Here is a 16,613-nt window from a genome sequence, read left to right on the forward strand (position 1 = left end):
CCGGGTGACAGGCGACGCGCCCCGTCCGGAATCCGGACGGGGGTTCCCTTGACCCCGTCTCTCCCCTAGATTTCCTGCGCATTACCAAGTGATCCAACGCACAGGTGATCGTGAGGGGACGGAGCCGCCCGATGCCGGAATCGACGGAAGTGAAGAGACCGGTGATCACGCCCTTGCGTGTGGTCATCGCGCTCTGCCTGATCGCGCCCTTCGTGGCGATGCTGTGGGTGAGCTCCTACGCCAAGGCCGGTCCGGCGCTCGGCGGCATCCCGTTCTTCTACTGGTACCAGATGCTCTGGGTGCTGATCTCCACCGCGCTCACGATGATCGCGTACAAGCTGTGGCAGCACGACCAGCGCTCACGCCACACCTCCGAGCACAAGAAGGGGGGTGCGTCCGCGTGAAGAACGGCGTGAACGGCGTCGCGCTCGGCGTCTTCATCTTCTTCTTCCTGGCCGTCACGGTCATCGGCTTCCTGGCCGCCCGCTGGCGCAAGGCCGAGACCGCCGAAAGCGCGGCCACGCTCGACGAGTGGGGCCTGGGCGGACGGTCGTTCGGCACCTGGGTCACCTGGTTCCTGCTCGGCGGCGACCTCTACACCGCGTACACCTTCGTCGCGGTCCCGGCCGCGATCTACGCGGCGGGCGCGGCCGGCTTCTTCGCCGTGCCCTACACGATCCTCGTGTACCCGCTGATCTTCACCTTCCTGCCGCGCCTGTGGTCGGTCTCGCACAAGCACGGCTACGTCACCACCTCGGACTTCGTCCGCGGCCGGTTCGGCTCCAAGGGCCTCTCCCTCGCGGTCGCCATCACCGGCATCCTCGCCACGATGCCCTACATCGCGCTCCAACTGGTCGGCATCCAGGCCGTGCTGGACGTCATGGGGGTGGGCGGGGAGTCCAACAACTGGTTCGTGAAGGACCTGCCGCTGCTCATCGCGTTCGCGGTGCTCGCGGCGTACACCTACTCCTCCGGGCTGCGGGCCCCCGCGCTGATCGCGTTCGTCAAGGACGGTCTGATCTACCTGGTCATCGCGGTGGCGATCATCTACATTCCGATCAAGCTGGGCGGCTTCGAGGCCATCTTCAGCGCGGCGCAGCACAAGTTCCAGGGGCCGCCCGGCGGCAAGCCGACCGGCGCCCTCGTGCCCGGCGAGGCGAGCCAGTGGACGTACGCCACCCTCGCGCTCGGCTCGGCGCTCGCGCTCTTCATGTACCCGCACTCGATCACCGCGACGCTGTCCTCGCGCAGCCGCAACGTGATCCGCCGCAACACCACGATCCTGCCGCTGTACTCGCTGATGCTGGGCCTGCTCGCGCTGCTCGGCTTCATGGCCATCGCGGCGGGCGTCAAGGTCAGCAACGGCCAGCTGGCGATCCCGCAGCTCTTCGAGGACATGTTCCCGGACTGGTTCGCGGGCGTGGCCTTCGCGGCGATCGGCATCGGCGCGCTCGTCCCTGCGGCCATCATGTCGATCGCGGCGGCGAACCTGTTCACGCGCAACATCTACAAGGACTTCATCAAGCGGGACGCGACGGCCGCGCAGGAGGCCAAGGTCTCCAAGCTGGTCTCACTCGTGGTGAAGATCGGCGCGCTGGTCTTCGTCCTCACCATGGACAAGACGGTCGCCATCAACTTCCAGCTCCTGGGCGGCATCTGGATCCTGCAGACCTTCCCGGCCCTGGTCGGCGGCCTGTTCACGCGCTGGTTCCACCGCTGGGCGCTGCTCGCGGGCTGGGCGGTCGGCATGGCCTACGGCACGCTCGCCGCGTACGGAGTGGCCTCGCCCACCCAGAAGCACTTCGGCGGCTCCTCGAAGGAGATCCCGGGCATCGGCGAGATCGGCTACATCGGTCTCACCGCGTTCGTCCTGAACGTCGTGGTGACGGTGGTCCTGACGGTCGTCCTGCGCGCCCTGAAGACCCCCGACGGCATCGACGAGACCTCGCCGGAGGACTACACGGCCGACGCGGGCGACCCGGGCGTCACCACCGAACTCCCCCCGGCAACGGCGGGCTCGGCGCACTGACCCCGCCCCTCCGGACACCTGAGGGCCGCCGCATCCACCAGGGTGCGGCGGCCTTCCCGCGTGCGCCCGCGGGGCCGTTCACGCCCGTGCCGACGGGAAACTGAGCGCCACGCGACACAACATGTGGGGGGTGCCGCGCGCCGGGCCCCCCACATGTATGCTCGTCCTCGCTGTCGCCGCAGGGGAATCCGGTTCGAATCCGGAACTGTCCCGCAACGGTGTGATCCGTACGGCTTTGTACGGATCGAGTCCGAGGACCTGCCGACGGCGCATCCGGGTCGACCGAACCGGGTGCCAGACGTCCGGGCCTCGCGGTTGGGCCGGTGGACGACGCGCTGAGGGCTGCCCCCACGCGCGCCGACGCCTCCCCCGAAGGGCCCCGTGCCGAGCGAGGGAGTGCCCCCACGTGACCATCGCCCCTGCGGATCCCGCTTCAGCGATCACCGAAGAGCCGGTCGACGCGCCCGGGACCGCGCTGCTGCGGACCCTGACGAGGCTCACCGCCGACCTCGCGGACACCGACCCCGGCCGGGTCGCCGCCGCCGCGCTGCGGGGCCGCAACGCCCGCTCGGACGAGGCGGAGTTGCGGGACCTGGCCACCGAGGCGGCCGCGGGGCTCATCTCCGAGGACCCGGCGTACTCCCGCCTCGCCGCCCGGCTCCTGACGATCACCATCGCCGAAGAGGCCGCGACCCAGGGCTCGGTCGCCTTCTCCGCCTCGGTCGGGGTCGGCCACCGCGAGGGCCTGATCGCCGACCGCACCGCCGACTTCGTGCGCGCCCACGCCGCCCGCCTCGACGCGCTGGTGGACGCGGCCCTCGCCGACGGCGCCGACGACCGCTTCGGCTACTTCGGGCTGCGCACCCTCTACTCCCGCTACCTGCTGCGCCACCCGATCACCCGCAAGGTGATCGAGACGCCCCAGCACTTCATGCTGCGCGTCGCGGCCGGACTCGCCGAGGACGAGTCGGTGCGCGCCCTGGACGAAGTGGCCTCCCTGTACGGCCTGATGAGCCGCCTGGACTACCTGCCGTCCTCCCCCACGCTCTTCAACTCCGGCACCCGGCACCCCCAGATGTCGTCCTGCTACCTCCTCGACTCGCCGCTGGACGAGCTCGACTCGATCTACGACCGCTACCACCAGGTGGCCCGGCTCTCCAAGCACGCCGGCGGCATCGGCCTCTCGTACTCCCGCGTCCGCGGCCGCGGTTCGCTGATCCGCGGCACCAACGGCCACTCCAACGGCATCGTCCCGTTCCTCAAGACCCTCGACGCCTCGGTGGCCGCGGTCAACCAGGGCGGCCGGCGCAAGGGCGCGGCCGCGGTGTACCTGGAGACGTGGCACTCCGACATCGAGGAGTTCCTGGAGCTGCGCGACAACACCGGTGAGGACCAGCGGCGCACCCACAACCTGAACCTGGCGCACTGGATCCCGGACGAGTTCATGCGCCGGGTCGACGCCGACGGCACGTGGTCGCTGTTCTCGCCGGCCGACGTGCCCGAGCTCGTCGACCTGTGGGGCGAGGAGTTCGACGCCGCCTACCGCAGGGCCGAGGCCGCCGGGCTCGCCCGCAAGACCATGCCCGCGCGGGATCTGTACGGCCGCATGATGCGCACCCTCGCGCAGACCGGCAACGGCTGGATGACCTTCAAGGACGCCTCCAACCGCACCGCCAACCAGACCGCGGAGCCCGGCCACACGGTCCACTCCTCGAACCTGTGCACCGAGATCCTGGAGGTGACGGACGACGGGGAGACCGCCGTCTGCAACCTCGGCTCGGTCAACCTCGGCGCGTTCGTCGTCGGCGACGGCATCGACTGGGAGCGCCTGGACCAGACCGTGCGCACCGCCGTCACCTTCCTCGACCGGGTCGTCGACATCAACTTCTACCCGACCGAGCAGGCGGGCCGCTCCAACGCCAAGTGGCGCCCGGTGGGCCTGGGCGCGATGGGTCTGCAGGACGTCTTCTTCAAGCTGCGCCTGCCCTTCGACTCCCCCGAGGCGAAGGCCCTGTCCACGCAGCTCGCCGAGCGGATCATGCTGACCGCGTACGAGGCCTCCACCGACCTCGCCGAGCGGTCGGGCCCGCTGCCCGCCTGGGACAAGACCCGCACCGCGCGCGGCGTGCTGCACCCCGACCACTACGACGTCGAGCTGAACTGGCCGGAGCGCTGGGCGGCCCTGCGCGAGCGCGTCGCCCGGGTCGGCATGCGCAACTCGCTGCTCCTCGCGATCGCCCCGACCGCGACCATCGCCTCCATCGCGGGCGTGTACGAGTGCATCGAGCCGCAGGTCTCCAACCTGTTCAAGCGCGAGACGCTCAGCGGTGAGTTCCTCCAGGTCAACGGCTACCTGGTGGAGGAGCTCAAGAAGCTCGGCGTGTGGGATGCCCAGTCCCGCGAGGCGCTGCGCGAGGCCAGCGGCTCGGTGCAGGACTTCAACTGGATCCCGGCCGACGTGCGGGCGCTGTACCGCACGGCGTGGGAGATCCCGCAGCGCGGCCTCATCGACATGGCGGCCGCCCGCACCCCCTTCCTCGACCAGTCGCAGTCGCTCAACCTGTTCCTGGAGACGCCCACCATCGGCAAGCTGTCGTCGATGTACGCGTACGCCTGGAAGCAGGGCCTGAAGACGACGTACTACCTGCGCTCGCGCCCGGCGACCCGCATCGCCCGCGCCGCCCAGGCCACCATCCCCGTCCAGCAGGCGACGCCCGACGCCGACGCCATCGCCTGCTCCCTGGAAAACCCCGAGTCCTGCGAGGCCTGCCAGTAATGTCCAGCAACAGCGAAAAGAACCTGCTCGACCCGGGCTTCGAGCTGACCCTGCGTCCCATGCGCTACCCGGACTTCTACGAGCGCTACCGGGACGCGATCAAGAACACCTGGACCGTGGAGGAGGTCGACCTCCACTCCGACGTCGCCGACCTCGCGAAGCTGACGCCTGCCGAGCAGCACATGATCGGCCGCCTGGTCGCGTTCTTCGCGACGGGCGACTCGATCGTCTCCAACAACCTGGTGCTCACCCTCTACAAGCACATCAACTCCCCCGAGGCGCGGCTCTACTTGAGCCGCCAGCTCTTCGAGGAGGCCGTGCACGTCCAGTTCTATCTGACGCTGCTCGACACCTACCTCCCCGACCCGGAGGACCGCGCCGCCGCGTTCGACGCGGTCGAGGAGATCCCCTCGATCCGCGAGAAGGCGCAGTTCTGCTTCAAGTGGATCAACGAGGTGGAGAAGCTCGACCGCCTGGAGACCAAGGCCGACCGCCGCCGTTTCCTGCTCAACCTGATCTGCTTCGCGGCGTGCATCGAGGGCCTGTTCTTCTACGGCGCCTTCGCCTACGTCTACTGGTTCCGCAGCCGGGGCCTGCTGCACGGCCTCGCCACCGGCACCAACTGGGTGTTCCGCGACGAGACGATGCACATGAACTTCGCCTTCGAGGTCGTGGACACCGTCCGCAAGGAGGAGCCGGACCTCTTCGACGACGCGCTGGAGCAGCAGGTCACCGACATGCTGAAGGAGGCGGTCGCCGCCGAGCTCCAGTTCGGCCGCGACCTGTGCGGTGACGGCCTGCCCGGCATGAACACCGAGTCGATGCGCGAGTACCTGGAGTGCGTCGCCGACCAGCGCCTGACCCGGCTCGGTTTCCCGCCGGTGTACGGCTCGTCGAACCCGTTCTCGTTCATGGAGCTCCAGGGCGTCCAGGAGCTGACGAACTTCTTCGAGCGCCGCCCGTCCGCCTACCAGGTGGCGGTCGAGGGCTCGGTGGGCTTCGACGAGGACTTCTAGGTCCACTCCCCAAAGGGGCGCGGGGAACTGCGCGACCAGCCACGACGGTCCGCAGCCGAAGCGTGGAAAGGGGCCCCGCACCATGCAGGTGCGGGGCCCCTTTCCACGTACTCCCGGGTTCAGTCGTTCGGGATGACCTCGTATCGCGGGGTACCGTCCGCCATCTGACGCAACGCGTCCTTGCGGTCGCGCTTGGAGAGGCGGTCGATGTACAGGTACCCGTACAGGTGGTCCGTCTCGTGCTGGAGGCAGCGGGCGAAGTAGCCGGTGCCGCGCACCTTGATCGGGTTGCCCTCGGCGTCCTGGCCGGTGACCACCGCGTAGTCGGGGCGGGCGAGTTCGGCGTACGCGGTCGGCACGGACAGGCAGCCCTCGTTGGACTCGTCCAGGACGCGCAGCTCGGACGGGAGCTCTTCGAGGACCGGGTTGCAGACGACGCCGACGTGCCGCACCCCCTCGTCGTCCATGCAGTCGTAGACGAAGACCTTGAGGTCCACACCGATCTGGTTGGCGGCCAGGCCCACGCCCTCGGCCGCCTTCTGGCTGGCGAACATGTCGTCGACGAGCTGCGCCAGCTCCCCGTCGAACGCGGTGACGTCCTTGCACTCCTTGTGGAGCACCGGGTTGCCGACGACCGTGATCGGGCGGGCCGTGCCGCGCTCGCGGTGGGCCAGCTCGCGCGCCTCGCAGTCCTCCGTGTCCACGACGAACCCGTCGTTCTCGACCTGCCGGTCCGTCTCCTGCTGCGCCATGTCCGCCGTAAGCCTTCCTGAAATCCCGATTCCGAACCCGTACAGCCTAGGCCCTGTCCGGCGGATCTGGTGGGCCCCGGCTCAGGATGAGCCCTCAGCAGACTTCTTCGAGGTCCCGCCACTCCCGGCTGTCGGGGTTGTCGGCCACCCAGCCGTCGAGCAGGCCGCGCACCAGTCCGGCGGGGGCCGCGATGCCGCATTCGCGCTCCGGCACCCACAGGTCGCCGTTGGTGCGGTGGCCGAGCGGGCCGGGGTGGCCGGGCTCGCTGTGGTCGTGCGGGTCGAGGTGCTCGCCGTCGCCCTCGTCGCTGGGCATCTGGGACTCCGAGCAGGCCCGGCACAGCAGGCGTACGGAGGAGGACCAGTCCTCGGCGGCGAAGCCGGCGTCGGCGGCGAGGCGCTCCAGGGCGTCCCGGTCGTCCTCGGTGGCGGCCTCCAGGAGGACCACCCAGGTCGGCACGGGCGAGGGCGCCCACAGCTCGATCTCGTCGAAGACCGGGAAGGACGGGCCCGCCGCGGTGGTGCGCTCGCCGTGCGGGACGCCGTCGTGCAGCACGACCTCGCCCCAGCGGCGACCCGAGGACGGCAGCGGGATGGAGAGGACCTCCATGCGGGCCGGGTCGAGCCGGCGCCCCCACACCACCTCGGCCTCGCCCTCCGGCGAGAGCCGCACGGCGGCGCTGCCCAGCTCCATACCGACGGGCTCGCCGCTGCCGGTGGCCTCGCCCGGGACCTTCAGGCCGTACGCCTGCCACGCCCGGCGGGCCAGCGGCCAGTCCTGCAGCGCGGTCGCCGCGATGCCGACGTTCCACCAGTCGGGGGCCCCGGTCTCCTTGTCCAGCAGGGCCACGGCGCGCAGCCCCGCGGCCCGCGCCTGCTCCCAGTCGTGCCGGAACTTGTGCAGCAGCGCCAGGTTGAACCAGGACTCGGACAGCCACGGTTCCAGGTCCGCGGCGCGCGTCAGCAGCGCCCCGGCGTCCTCGTACCGACCGTCGCCGATCAGCGTGAACGCACGGTCTGTGGCCTGCCGCCACGAGGCGGAGGGCCGGTGCCGTCCCTTGCCGAAGATCCTCACGATTCCCGCCTGCCCAGACCGGCCCCGACTACCGGGTCGGTCTTACGGTCTCCCAGTTTTCTGGGTTCTTTTCGCATCCAACCATGCCCAGCCGGAAGGCCGCTCATTACTCCTGGGTTACCCAGGTGGTACCCGGGTCAGACCGCCCCGGGCCAGCACGCGTGCCAGGGATTCGACAACCCGGGGATGGTAGTCACGGCCGGTGCCCAGGCGCAGCTGTTCGAGCGCGTTCAGTGACGCTTCGGGGCCCCCGGCGCCCTCCGCGAGATCGTCGTACGCGTTGACCGCGCGGACGATCCCGGCGGGCAGCGGCTGCTCCCGGTAGGGGTCGGCCTGCCGCTCGACGATCACCGCCACGTTGGCCGGCACCCCGGTCTGGCGCACCACGGCGCCGCCCAGGAGCGCGATGCGGCGCTGCTCGGCGGCGGGCAGGGTGGCGGTGGCCCCGGCGGGGACCGGGTCGAGCAGGGACAGCTGGCCGATGTCGTGCATGAGCGCCGCGTACTCGAGGACGGTCAGCTCGCTCTCGCTGAGCCCGAGCTCGCGCCCGACGGCCCGGCTGAGCTCGGCGACCCTGCGGGCGTGGCCCGGCTGCGTGTACCCGGCGACCTCGGTGGCGCGGGCCAGCGAGGTGATGGTCTGGCGGTAGGTGGTCCGCACGGCCGCGTACCGCCGGAAGGCCAGCTGGGTCAGGAGCAGCGGCACACAGAACACCGGCAGCGCCCACAGCCCGGCGACGGCGACCGCGAGGGCGATCACGGTGCCGGTGGCGCACACGGCGGACCCGATGCCGAGCAGCCCGCGCAGCTCGTCGCGCAGGACCGGCCCGAAGGGGTAGCGGGTGCGGGAGCACAGGAGCAGGGCGGCCACCACCGCGTCGCACAGCGCGGTCAGCACGAGCAGCAGCAGGAGGACCAGGGCGAAGTACGGCCCGCGCCCGAACCAGTGGTCGAGGCGGCCGGAGTTGTAGAGCGGCTGGAAACAGACGGCCGCGAAGGCCACCGTGAGCACCCGCCGGGCCATCTGGTCCGCGCTCGGCCCGCGCCCGGCGGCCACGTGCGGTACGGAGCCGAGCAGGGCCGCCGCCACGACCACGGCGATCACCTGGAGCACCCCGTGTCCGGTGGGGTGCCCGGCGTTCTGGCCGAGCAGCGCGTAGCCCAGCGCCCCGGCCGAGGCGAGCGGCGCCGGGTCCCGCTCGCCGTCCCCGGCCCCCCAGCGGGCGAGCTCCCCCACCACGATGAGGGCGCCGAACGCGGCCGCGGTCGCGGGTTCGACGAGCCCGTCGCGCAGGGTCGCCGCGAGCGCCCAGGCGGTCAGCAGCCCGGCGAGCGTGTGGGTGACGGCGATCATGTCAGGCCCCTGGGGACTTCGAGGGGCGCAGGCCCGCTTCGGGAGGGGGCACGGCGGGGAACGGGCCGCCCGCGGGCGCCCGCACCGGCCGGGGTGGAGGCACGTTTCCGCGCGCCGCCGTGGATGCCGGTTCGTCCGCGGTGACCTCCACGTGCCACCCGTACCGGCCCAGCGCCCGCACCAGGCCCCCGACCATCCGCGGATCGAACTGCGCGCCCGCGCAGCGCTCCAGTTCGGCGACGGCGGCCGCGACGGGCCGGGCCCGCCGGTAGGAGCGGGTGGACGTCATCGCGTCGAACGCGTCGGCCACCGCCACCACCCGCGCGGCCTCGGGGATCTGGCCGCCCGCGAGCCCGTAGGGGTAGCCGCTGCCGTCGAGCCGCTCGTGGTGGTGCAGGATCGCGGAGCGGGCCTCGCCGAGGAAGCCGATGCCGCGCACCATCTCGTGGCCGTACTCGGGGTGCAGTTCGATCACCGCGCGCTCCTCGGGGGTGAGCGGTCCGTCCTTGCGGAGCACCCGGGTGGGCACCCCGAGCTTCCCGACGTCGTGCAGGATCCCGGCGAACCGGATGACCTCCAGCCGCCCCTCCGCCATGCCGAGTTCGCGCGCGATCATCTCCGAGGCCCGGCCGACCCGCTCGCTGTGGCCGCGGGTGTAGCGGTCCTTGATGTCGACGGCCTGGACGAGGGCGCGGATGGTGGCCTGGTGGGCGGCGCGCTCGCGGTGGTACTGGGCGAAGACCCAGCACGAGATGTACATGGGCAGCAGGACGAAGAGCGCGGCCGGCGGCCCGAACCGGCTGCGCCACAGCACGGCCATCATCAGGCCCGCGAGCCCGTGCACGCAGTGCGGGGCGAGTGAGCGCAGCAGCAGCCCGCGCCAGGCCGTGCGGGCCGGGCGGCGCTCGGCGGTGGCGAGGATGAGGCCGTCGAGCGCGGTCAGCACCAGGCAGAAGACCAGGGCCGCGGCCCCGGCGGGCAGCAGGGCGTACGGGAAGTCGGGGGCGGCGGCGGTCCCGCGCCCGCCCAACGCGTCGCGCCCGCCCAGCAGTTGGTGCGCGCAGGCCGCCGCCGAGGTCGCGAGGGCCAGCTGGGCGGCCCGCCATGCCCGGCGCACCCGGCGCGGCTGTTCCTCGACGTACGCGAGCAGCGCGCCCGGCACCGCGACGAGGGCCGCGGCGGCGGGCGGGAGCAGGAAGGCGGCGGCGAGCAGCACCGGGAAGAAGGAGCCGGAGGCGATCGGCACGCTCACCCGGCCGGCCAGCACCGGGCAGCGCGGCGGCCACTCGCACAACGCGTACAGGCCCGCCAGGAGCGACACGGCCGCCCAGGGCACGCCCGGCCGCAGCACGGGCAGGACGCACGCGCCCGCGCTCGCCACGGCGCCCAGGACGGCGATGCGCGCCCCCGCCGGAACGTCCCGCAGCCCCCTCGGCTCCGCCATGGCCCCCACCTCCCCATCCGCCCGGGCAGCCCATTGCGTACAGCTTCGGGAGGATAGGCCCGTGCGCGGCGGCGGTCAGGCGCATCGTCGGAATAGGGGGTTTCGAGCCACCCGGATTAGCACCTTCGGGTGACGTGGGGCGCCCCCTGGGGTCGCGGACACGGCAGAGCGGCCACGACAGGTCGTCGTGGCCGCTCTCAACCGCCCTGCCGCGGGCGGCAGTTCACCGTCTCAGATCATCCGCGCCGGATCGCCCGCGTCACAGCGGCGGGCCGTCCCGGTCACTCGGGGCGGAGCGTCGGCACCTCTCCGGTGACGACGTCCTGTTCGGGCACGGCCTGGCCGGAGCGGATGAGGTCGATGCGCCCCATCACCTTGGAGCGCAGGTCGCTCGGCACGTCGTCCGAGCCGCAGCAGCGCTTCACCAGCTTCTTCACGGCCTGCTCCAGCCCGTACTTCTCCAGGCACGGCGAGCACTCCTCGAAGTGCACCTCGAACTTGTCGCAGTCCGTGGGGGGCATCTCGTGGTCGAGGAACTCGTAGAGATGGTCCAGGACCTCAGAGCAGTCCGTCTCGTGCGGCTCTCCGCAGCTCATGAGCCCGAGCCTTTCGCTTCGTCCGACTCGCCTGCGCCGGCCGGGACGAGCCCGCGGTCACGGGCGTAGTCCTCCAGCATTCCGCGCAGTTGGCGGCGGCCCCGGTGCAACCGGGACATCACTGTACCGATGGGTGTACCCATGATGTCCGCGATCTCCTTGTACGCAAAGCCCTCTACGTCCGCGAGATACACGGCGATGCGGAACTCTTCCGGAATGGCCTGGAGGGCCGCCTTCACGTCCGAGTCCGGCAGGTGGTCGAGCGCCTGCGACTCGGCGGAGCGCAGACCCGTCGACATGTGCGACTCGGCCCGCGCCAGCTGCCAGTCCTCGATCTCCTCGGCGGCGCTGCGCTGGGGTTCGCGCTGCTTCTTCCGGTAGGAGTTGATGAAGGTGTTGGTGAGAATCCGGTAGAGCCAAGCCTTCAGGTTGGTGCCCTCGCGGAACTGGTGGAAGGACCCGTACGCCTTGGCGTACGTCTCCTGGACCAGGTCCTCGGCGTCGGCCGGATTGCGCGTCATGCGCAGGGCGGCCGAGTACATCTGGTCGAGGTAGCCGAGGGCATCCCGCTCGAAGCGCGCGTTGCGCTCGGCGGTGGTCTCTTCCACGTGGCCGTCGTCGGTCCCTGTGACCGGACCCACCTCCTCGAACGGTGTGCTGAGCCCGAATGCGGACCCACTCGAATCGGAGGATAGACGACGATCCACTCCGCCCGCCGCTCGAATAGGAGCCGTCCTGGCCGCGGAAAGCACCGTCCACTCCAGGTCAGCGGCGGCCTCGCGGCTCGGGCAGATGGTCGAACCCATGCGACGGACTCCCTCTCCACATCTGGTCTGCGTACGCCTTACGTCGGCCATAACAGCGGCCCCGCGGCGCGCATTCCCGGCGTCGGGGCCCCTCAGACGGAAAGCGCGCCGAGCCAGGTGCCGACCGCCGCGGTGATCACCTCCACCGCCTCCTCCTGGCCGAGCGGGGCGCGCTTGGGCACCGCGAACCCGTGGTCGGCGAAGGGCACTTCCACCAGCTCGTACGCCCCTTCGGGGAACTCGGCGGGCTTCCCGAAGGGGTCGGCGCCGCCCTGCACCACGAGGGTGGGCGCGCCCGCCCCCAGCAGCTCCGCCGCCCGGGACTTCTCCGGCCTGCCCGGCGGGTGCAGCGGGAAGCTCAGGGCGAGGACCGCGGCCGCGCCCAGCTCCGCCGCGGTGCGGCAGGCCACCCGCGCCCCGGCGCTGCGGCCGCCCGCGACGACGGGCAGCCCCTTCTTCGCCACCGCCGGCCACAGGTCGCGCCAGCCGGTGTCCAGCGTCTTCGGCGCCGGGGCCACCTTCTTGCCCGCCACCCGCCAGGGCTGCTCCACCAGGGCCACGCTCACCCCGAGCGGTGGCAGGGCGCCGGCCAGCGCCCGCAGGTCGCGGGCCTCGATGCCGCCGCCAGCGCCGTGGCTCACGGCCAGCACGCAGCGGGCCTTCCTCGCGGGGTGCCAGGTGATGCGCGCCGCACCGGCGCCGGTCTCGACGATCTCGCTCTCGGTCACGGGGCCATCCTGCCGCCGGTCCGCCCGGAGCGGCGCACCAGACAGGTCAGAACAGGGTGCCCTCCTCGGGGCCCTCCAGTTCCTTGAGGAGCTCGGGGCCGTTGTTGCGCACGTTGCTGACGGCGGTCGACACCGGGTAGGCCCGCATCAGGCCGCCCGGCGGCGGCGCCAGCAGGCCGCGCAGCGACTCGGGGTCCGTGTGGGACGGGTCGAGCCAGGCGCCCCACTTCTGCGGCGTCAGCATCAGCGGCATCCGGGGGTGGATCTCGGCGAGCGAGCCGGGCCCCTCGGCCGGGGCCACGCCCAGCGGACCCGTCTCGGCCTCGGTGGTGATCACCGAGCAGGTCACCCACCAGGCCGAGGGGTGGTCGTCGGGCAGCGTACGGTCGCGCCAGAACTCGTAGAGCCCGGCCATCGCGAAGACCGAGCCGTCCGCGGGGGTCACGAAGTACGGCTGCTTGCGCGGCCGCTTCTTCTTCCCCTCGACCTCCAGCTCGCGCTCGGCCACGCCGGTGACCCATTCGTAGTAGCCGTCCGCCGGGATGATGCAGCGGCGGGCGGCGAAGGCCTTCTTGAACGACGGCTTCTCGTGGATCGTCTCGGCCCGCGCGTTGATCATCCGGGCCGCACCCTCGGGCGATTTCGCCCAGGAGGGGACGAGCCCCCACTTCAACTTGCGCAGCTGCCGAACCGGGCGGGGGGACTCGGCGTCTTTAAGGGGGCGCTCCAGGACGACGTAGACCTCCTTGGTCGGGGCCACGTTGAAATCGGGCTCCAGGGCCTCGGCCGGATCCCACTTCTGTACCTCAAAGACTCCTGCGAGATCCTCGGGCCTGCGACTCGCTGCATACCGTCCGCACATGGGTGCCACACTGCCACGGCGCCCGTACCCGATGAGGAGCCGTCCCAGAAATGTCCGCGCTGCAAGACCTCCAGCTCTTCGGCACCCAGAGCCCACCGGCCCCGTGGCTGGTCGTCGCGACGGGCATAGCCGCGCTCGCCGCCGTCGTCCCGCACAGCCTGTGGCGGCTGTCCCGCAACGCCATCACCATCGCCCACGAGGGCGGCCACGGCCTGGTGGCGCTGCTCACCGGCCGCCGCCTCGACGGCATCCGGCTGCACTCCGACACCAGCGGCCTCACCGTGAGCCGCGGCAAGCCGCACGGCCCCGGCATGATCCTCACGGCCGCGGCCGGGTACACCGCTCCCCCGCTCCTCGGGCTCGGCGGCGCCTGGCTGCTCGCCGCCCACCACGTCACCCTCCTCCTCTGGCTGGCGACGGCCCTGCTCCTCGCCATGCTGGTGATGATCCGCAACGCGTACGGCGTCCTCACCGTCGTGGTGACCGGCGCGGCCTTCCTGCTCATCTCCTGGCTGACCGACCCCGACGTCCAGTCGGCCTTCGCCTACACGGCCGTGTGGTTCCTGCTGCTCGGCGGCGTGCGCCCGGCCTTCGAGCTCCAGCGCAAGCGCCGTCGGTACAACGACGGGGACTCCGACGCCGACCAGCTCGCCCGGCTCACCCACGTACCACCGGCGCTCTGGCTCTTCCTCTTCCACGCCGTTTCTGTCTGTTCACTGATCGGCGGCGGCCGCTGGCTGCTCGGTCTCTAGCGGACGGCCCCACTAAAGTGAGGACCATGACCGAAACGCCCGTGCACCCCGCCCTCTGGCCCGCCCCCCTCGCGAGCAAAACCGTCGACGCGACGGTCACCGTGCCCGGATCGAAATCGGTCACCAACCGCGGGCTCGTCCTGGCCGCGCTGGCCGCCGAGCCCGGCTGGCTGCGCCGCCCCCTGCGCTCCCGCGACACCCTGCTCATGGCCGAGGCGCTGCGCACCCTGGGCGTCGGCATCGAGGAGGGCGTGGGCCCCGACGGATCGGGCGAGGCCTGGCGCGTGATCCCGGCCGGCCTGCACGGCCCGGCCACCGTCGACGTCGGCAACGCCGGCACCGTCATGCGCTTCCTGCCGCCGGTCGCGGCCCTCGCCGACGGCCCGGTCCGCTTCGACGGCGACCCGCGCTCCTACGAGCGCCCGCTCGGCGGCGTGATCAACGGCCTGCGCGCGCTCGGCGCCCGCATCGACGACGACAACCGCGGCGCGCTCCCGATGACCGTGCACGGCGCCGGCGCCCTGGAAGGCGGCCGGGTGGAGATCGACGCCTCCTCCAGCTCCCAGTTCGTCTCGGCCCTGCTGCTCTCCGCGCCCCGCTTCAACCAGGGCGTCGAGGTGCGTCACGTGGGCGGCCGGCTGCCCTCCCTGCCGCACATCCGGATGACGGTCGACATGCTGCGCTGCGTGGGCGCCCAGGTCGACGAGCCGGAGACGGGCGGCGAGCCGAACGTGTGGCGCGTCTCGCACTCCGCGCTGCTCGGCCGCGACCTGACCGTCGAGCCCGACCTCTCCAACGCGCAGCCGTTCCTGGCCGCCGCCCTGGTCACGGGCGGCACGGTCGTCATTCCCGACTGGCCGGTGCGCACCACCCAGCCCGGCGACCAGCTGCGCCAGATCTTCACGGAGATGGGCGGCACCTGCCAACTCGCCGACCGCGGCCTCGTGTTCACCGGTTCCGGTCGCATCCACGGCATCGACGTGGACCTGAGCGAGGTGGGCGAGCTGACCCCCGGCATCGCGGCCGTCGCGGCGCTCGCCGACTCGCCGTCCACGCTGCGCGGCGTCGCCCACCTGCGGCTGCACGAGACGGACCGGCTGGCCGCGCTCACCAAGGAGATCAACGAGCTCGGCGGCGACGTGACCGAGACCGCGGACGGTCTGCACATCCGGCCGCGCCCGCTGCACGGCGGGATCTTCCACACCTACGACGACCACCGGATGGCCACCGCGGGCGCGATCATCGGCCTCGCCGTCGAGGGCGTGCGGATCGAGAACGTGGCGACCACCGCCAAGACGCTGCCCGACTTCCCGGACATGTGGCGTTCGATGCTGGCAGGGTCCGGAAGCTGAGCGGGACCTAGGATCATGCGCCGCTACGGCAAGAACCCGGACGAGGACGACATCCGCGTCCGCCCCAACCCCAAGGGCAACCGCCCCCGCACCAGCATCCGCCCCAAGCACGAGGACGCCGCCGAAGGCATGGTCCTCACCGTCGACCGCGGGCGGCTGACCTGCCTGGTCGACGACCGCAGGATCACCGCGATGAAGGCCCGCGAGCTGGGCCGCAAGGCGGCCGTGGTGGGCGACCGGGTGGACATCGTGGGCGACCTGTCCGGCAAGAAGGACACGCTCGCCCGGATCGTACGGATCGGCAAGCGCACCTCGGTGCTGCGGCGCACGGCCGACGACGACGACCCGTACGAGCGCGTGGTCGTCGCCAACGCCGACCAGCTCGCCATCGTCACCGCGCTCGCCGACCCCGAGCCCCGGCCCCGCCTCATCGACCGCTGCCTGGTGGCGGCGTACGACGGCGGCCTGGAGCCGCTCCTGGTCCTGACCAAGTCGGACCTGGCCCCGGCCGACGAACTCCTGGAGATGTACGGCGCGTTGGGCGTCCCGTACGTGGTCACCTCGCGCGAGGAGCTGTACGAGGGCGACGCGGCGGACCGGGTGCGCGAGCAACTGCACGGCCGGGTCACCGCGTTCGTCGGCCACTCCGGCGTCGGCAAGACGACCCTGGTCAACGCGCTGGTCCCGGAGGCGCAGCGGCGCGTCACCGGCCATGTCAACGCGGTCACCGGGCGCGGCCGCCACACCACCACCTCGGCGCTGGCGCTGCCGCTGGACAGCGCGGACGGCGGCTGGGTCATCGACACTCCCGGCGTACGGTCCTTCGGCCTCCACCACGTGGATCCCTCGCGGGTGATCCTGGCCTTCCCCGATCTCGTGCCCGGCACCGAGAACTGTCCGCGCGCGTGCAGCCACGACGAGGCCGAGTGCGCGCTCGACCAGTGGGTGGCGGACGGTCACGCCGATCCCGCGCGGCTCTACTCGTTGCGCCGACTGCTGGCGACGCGGGAGCGACGCGAGGGCGACTGACCTGTTTCCAGGGGCGTGTGCATGCCCTCCGTTGCATAATCGC

General features: G+C 71.9%; 15 protein-coding genes and 1 riboswitch. Of the genes, 7 read left to right on the forward strand and 8 right to left on the reverse strand.

Translation table 11 applies throughout. The annotated features are described in order from the left end of the window. Window positions 1–131 precede the first annotated feature (131 nt). The 4 genes from DT019_RS23265 (at window position 132) to DT019_RS23280 (ending at window position 5,821) form a co-directional block, all read left to right on the forward strand. Entirely contained in the window at window positions 132–404 is a 273-nt protein-coding gene (locus DT019_RS23265) for a DUF3311 domain-containing protein (protein WP_114038833.1), read from the forward strand. Continuing rightward, the gene (gene mctP, locus DT019_RS23270; RefSeq protein ID WP_114038834.1) at window positions 401–2,029 is read left to right on the forward strand and encodes a monocarboxylate uptake permease MctP; all 1,629 of its coding nucleotides are present in this window, start codon (window positions 401–403) and stop codon (window positions 2,027–2,029) included. Before DT019_RS23265 ends, mctP begins: the two co-directional genes overlap by 4 nt. A 140-nt stretch (window positions 2,030–2,169) precedes the next feature. Then, window positions 2,170–2,310, forward strand: a riboswitch (cobalamin riboswitch). Between the two features lie 125 nt (window positions 2,311–2,435). Beyond that, window positions 2,436–4,805: a ribonucleoside-diphosphate reductase subunit alpha gene (locus tag DT019_RS23275; protein ID WP_114038835.1), complete on the forward strand. Its 2,370-nt coding sequence runs from the start codon at window positions 2,436–2,438 to the stop codon at window positions 4,803–4,805. Beyond that, window positions 4,805–5,821, forward strand: coding sequence for a ribonucleotide-diphosphate reductase subunit beta (locus tag DT019_RS23280; RefSeq protein ID WP_114038836.1), 1,017 nt, complete (start codon window positions 4,805–4,807; stop codon window positions 5,819–5,821). The genes DT019_RS23275 and DT019_RS23280 overlap by 1 nt, the downstream gene beginning before the upstream one ends. Window positions 5,822–5,940: 119 nt before the next feature. On the opposite strand, the gene def is transcribed toward DT019_RS23280, so the two are convergent. The 8 genes from def to DT019_RS23320 all read right to left on the reverse strand — a co-directional run bounded on the left by def (window position 5,941) and on the right by DT019_RS23320 (window position 13,437). Beyond that, a complete protein-coding gene (def, locus tag DT019_RS23285) occupies window positions 5,941–6,573 on the reverse strand; it encodes a peptide deformylase (RefSeq protein WP_114038837.1) in 633 nt (210 codons plus the stop codon). 94 nt (window positions 6,574–6,667) lie between these two features. Continuing rightward, window positions 6,668–7,648 carry a tetratricopeptide repeat protein gene (locus tag DT019_RS23290; RefSeq protein ID WP_114038838.1) on the reverse strand — a complete coding sequence of 327 codons (981 nt, stop codon included), beginning with the start codon at window positions 7,646–7,648 and terminating at the stop codon, window positions 6,668–6,670. Window positions 7,649–7,765: 117 nt separating this feature from the next. Beyond that, the gene (locus DT019_RS23295; protein WP_114038839.1) at window positions 7,766–9,001 is read right to left on the reverse strand and encodes an HD-GYP domain-containing protein; all 1,236 of its coding nucleotides are present in this window, start codon (window positions 8,999–9,001) and stop codon (window positions 7,766–7,768) included. Between the two features lies 1 nt (window position 9,002). Next, window positions 9,003–10,427 (reverse strand): HD-GYP domain-containing protein, encoded by a 1,425-nt coding sequence (locus DT019_RS23300; RefSeq protein ID WP_114038980.1) that lies wholly within the window; start codon window positions 10,425–10,427, stop codon window positions 9,003–9,005. Window positions 10,428–10,726: 299 nt separating this feature from the next. Next, window positions 10,727–11,041 carry a mycothiol system anti-sigma-R factor gene (gene rsrA, locus DT019_RS23305; RefSeq protein WP_100575009.1) on the reverse strand — a complete coding sequence of 105 codons (315 nt, stop codon included), beginning with the start codon at window positions 11,039–11,041 and terminating at the stop codon, window positions 10,727–10,729. Beyond that, window positions 11,038–11,682, reverse strand: a complete 645-nt coding sequence (locus DT019_RS23310; protein WP_167157084.1) for a sigma-70 family RNA polymerase sigma factor — start codon at window positions 11,680–11,682, stop codon at window positions 11,038–11,040. The genes rsrA and DT019_RS23310 overlap by 4 nt, the downstream gene beginning before the upstream one ends. Window positions 11,683–11,939: 257 nt before the next feature. Beyond that, window positions 11,940–12,575, reverse strand: coding sequence for an alpha/beta family hydrolase (locus DT019_RS23315; protein WP_114038841.1), 636 nt, complete (start codon window positions 12,573–12,575; stop codon window positions 11,940–11,942). Between the two features lie 46 nt (window positions 12,576–12,621). After that, on the reverse strand, window positions 12,622–13,437 hold the full coding sequence (locus DT019_RS23320; protein WP_114038842.1) for an SOS response-associated peptidase: 816 nt from the start codon (window positions 13,435–13,437) through the stop codon (window positions 12,622–12,624). A 50-nt stretch (window positions 13,438–13,487) separates the two neighbouring features. On the opposite strand from DT019_RS23320, the gene DT019_RS23325 reads away from it, so the two are divergent. From DT019_RS23325 to rsgA, 3 genes are read left to right on the forward strand one after another with little or no spacing between them, the layout of a single operon-like run. After that, entirely contained in the window at window positions 13,488–14,189 is a 702-nt protein-coding gene (locus DT019_RS23325; protein ID WP_114038843.1) for a M50 family metallopeptidase, read from the forward strand. Window positions 14,190–14,215: 26 nt separating this feature from the next. Further along, a complete protein-coding gene (aroA, locus tag DT019_RS23330) occupies window positions 14,216–15,541 on the forward strand; it encodes a 3-phosphoshikimate 1-carboxyvinyltransferase (protein WP_114038844.1) in 1,326 nt (441 codons plus the stop codon). A gap of 15 nt (window positions 15,542–15,556) precedes the next feature. Next, window positions 15,557–16,570 (forward strand): ribosome small subunit-dependent GTPase A, encoded by a 1,014-nt coding sequence (rsgA, locus tag DT019_RS23335; protein WP_114038845.1) that lies wholly within the window; start codon window positions 15,557–15,559, stop codon window positions 16,568–16,570. Window positions 16,571–16,613: the final 43 nt, after the last annotated feature.

The organism is Streptomyces sp. SDr-06, assembly GCF_003324565.1.
Lineage (GTDB): Bacteria > Actinomycetota > Actinomycetes > Streptomycetales > Streptomycetaceae > Streptomyces.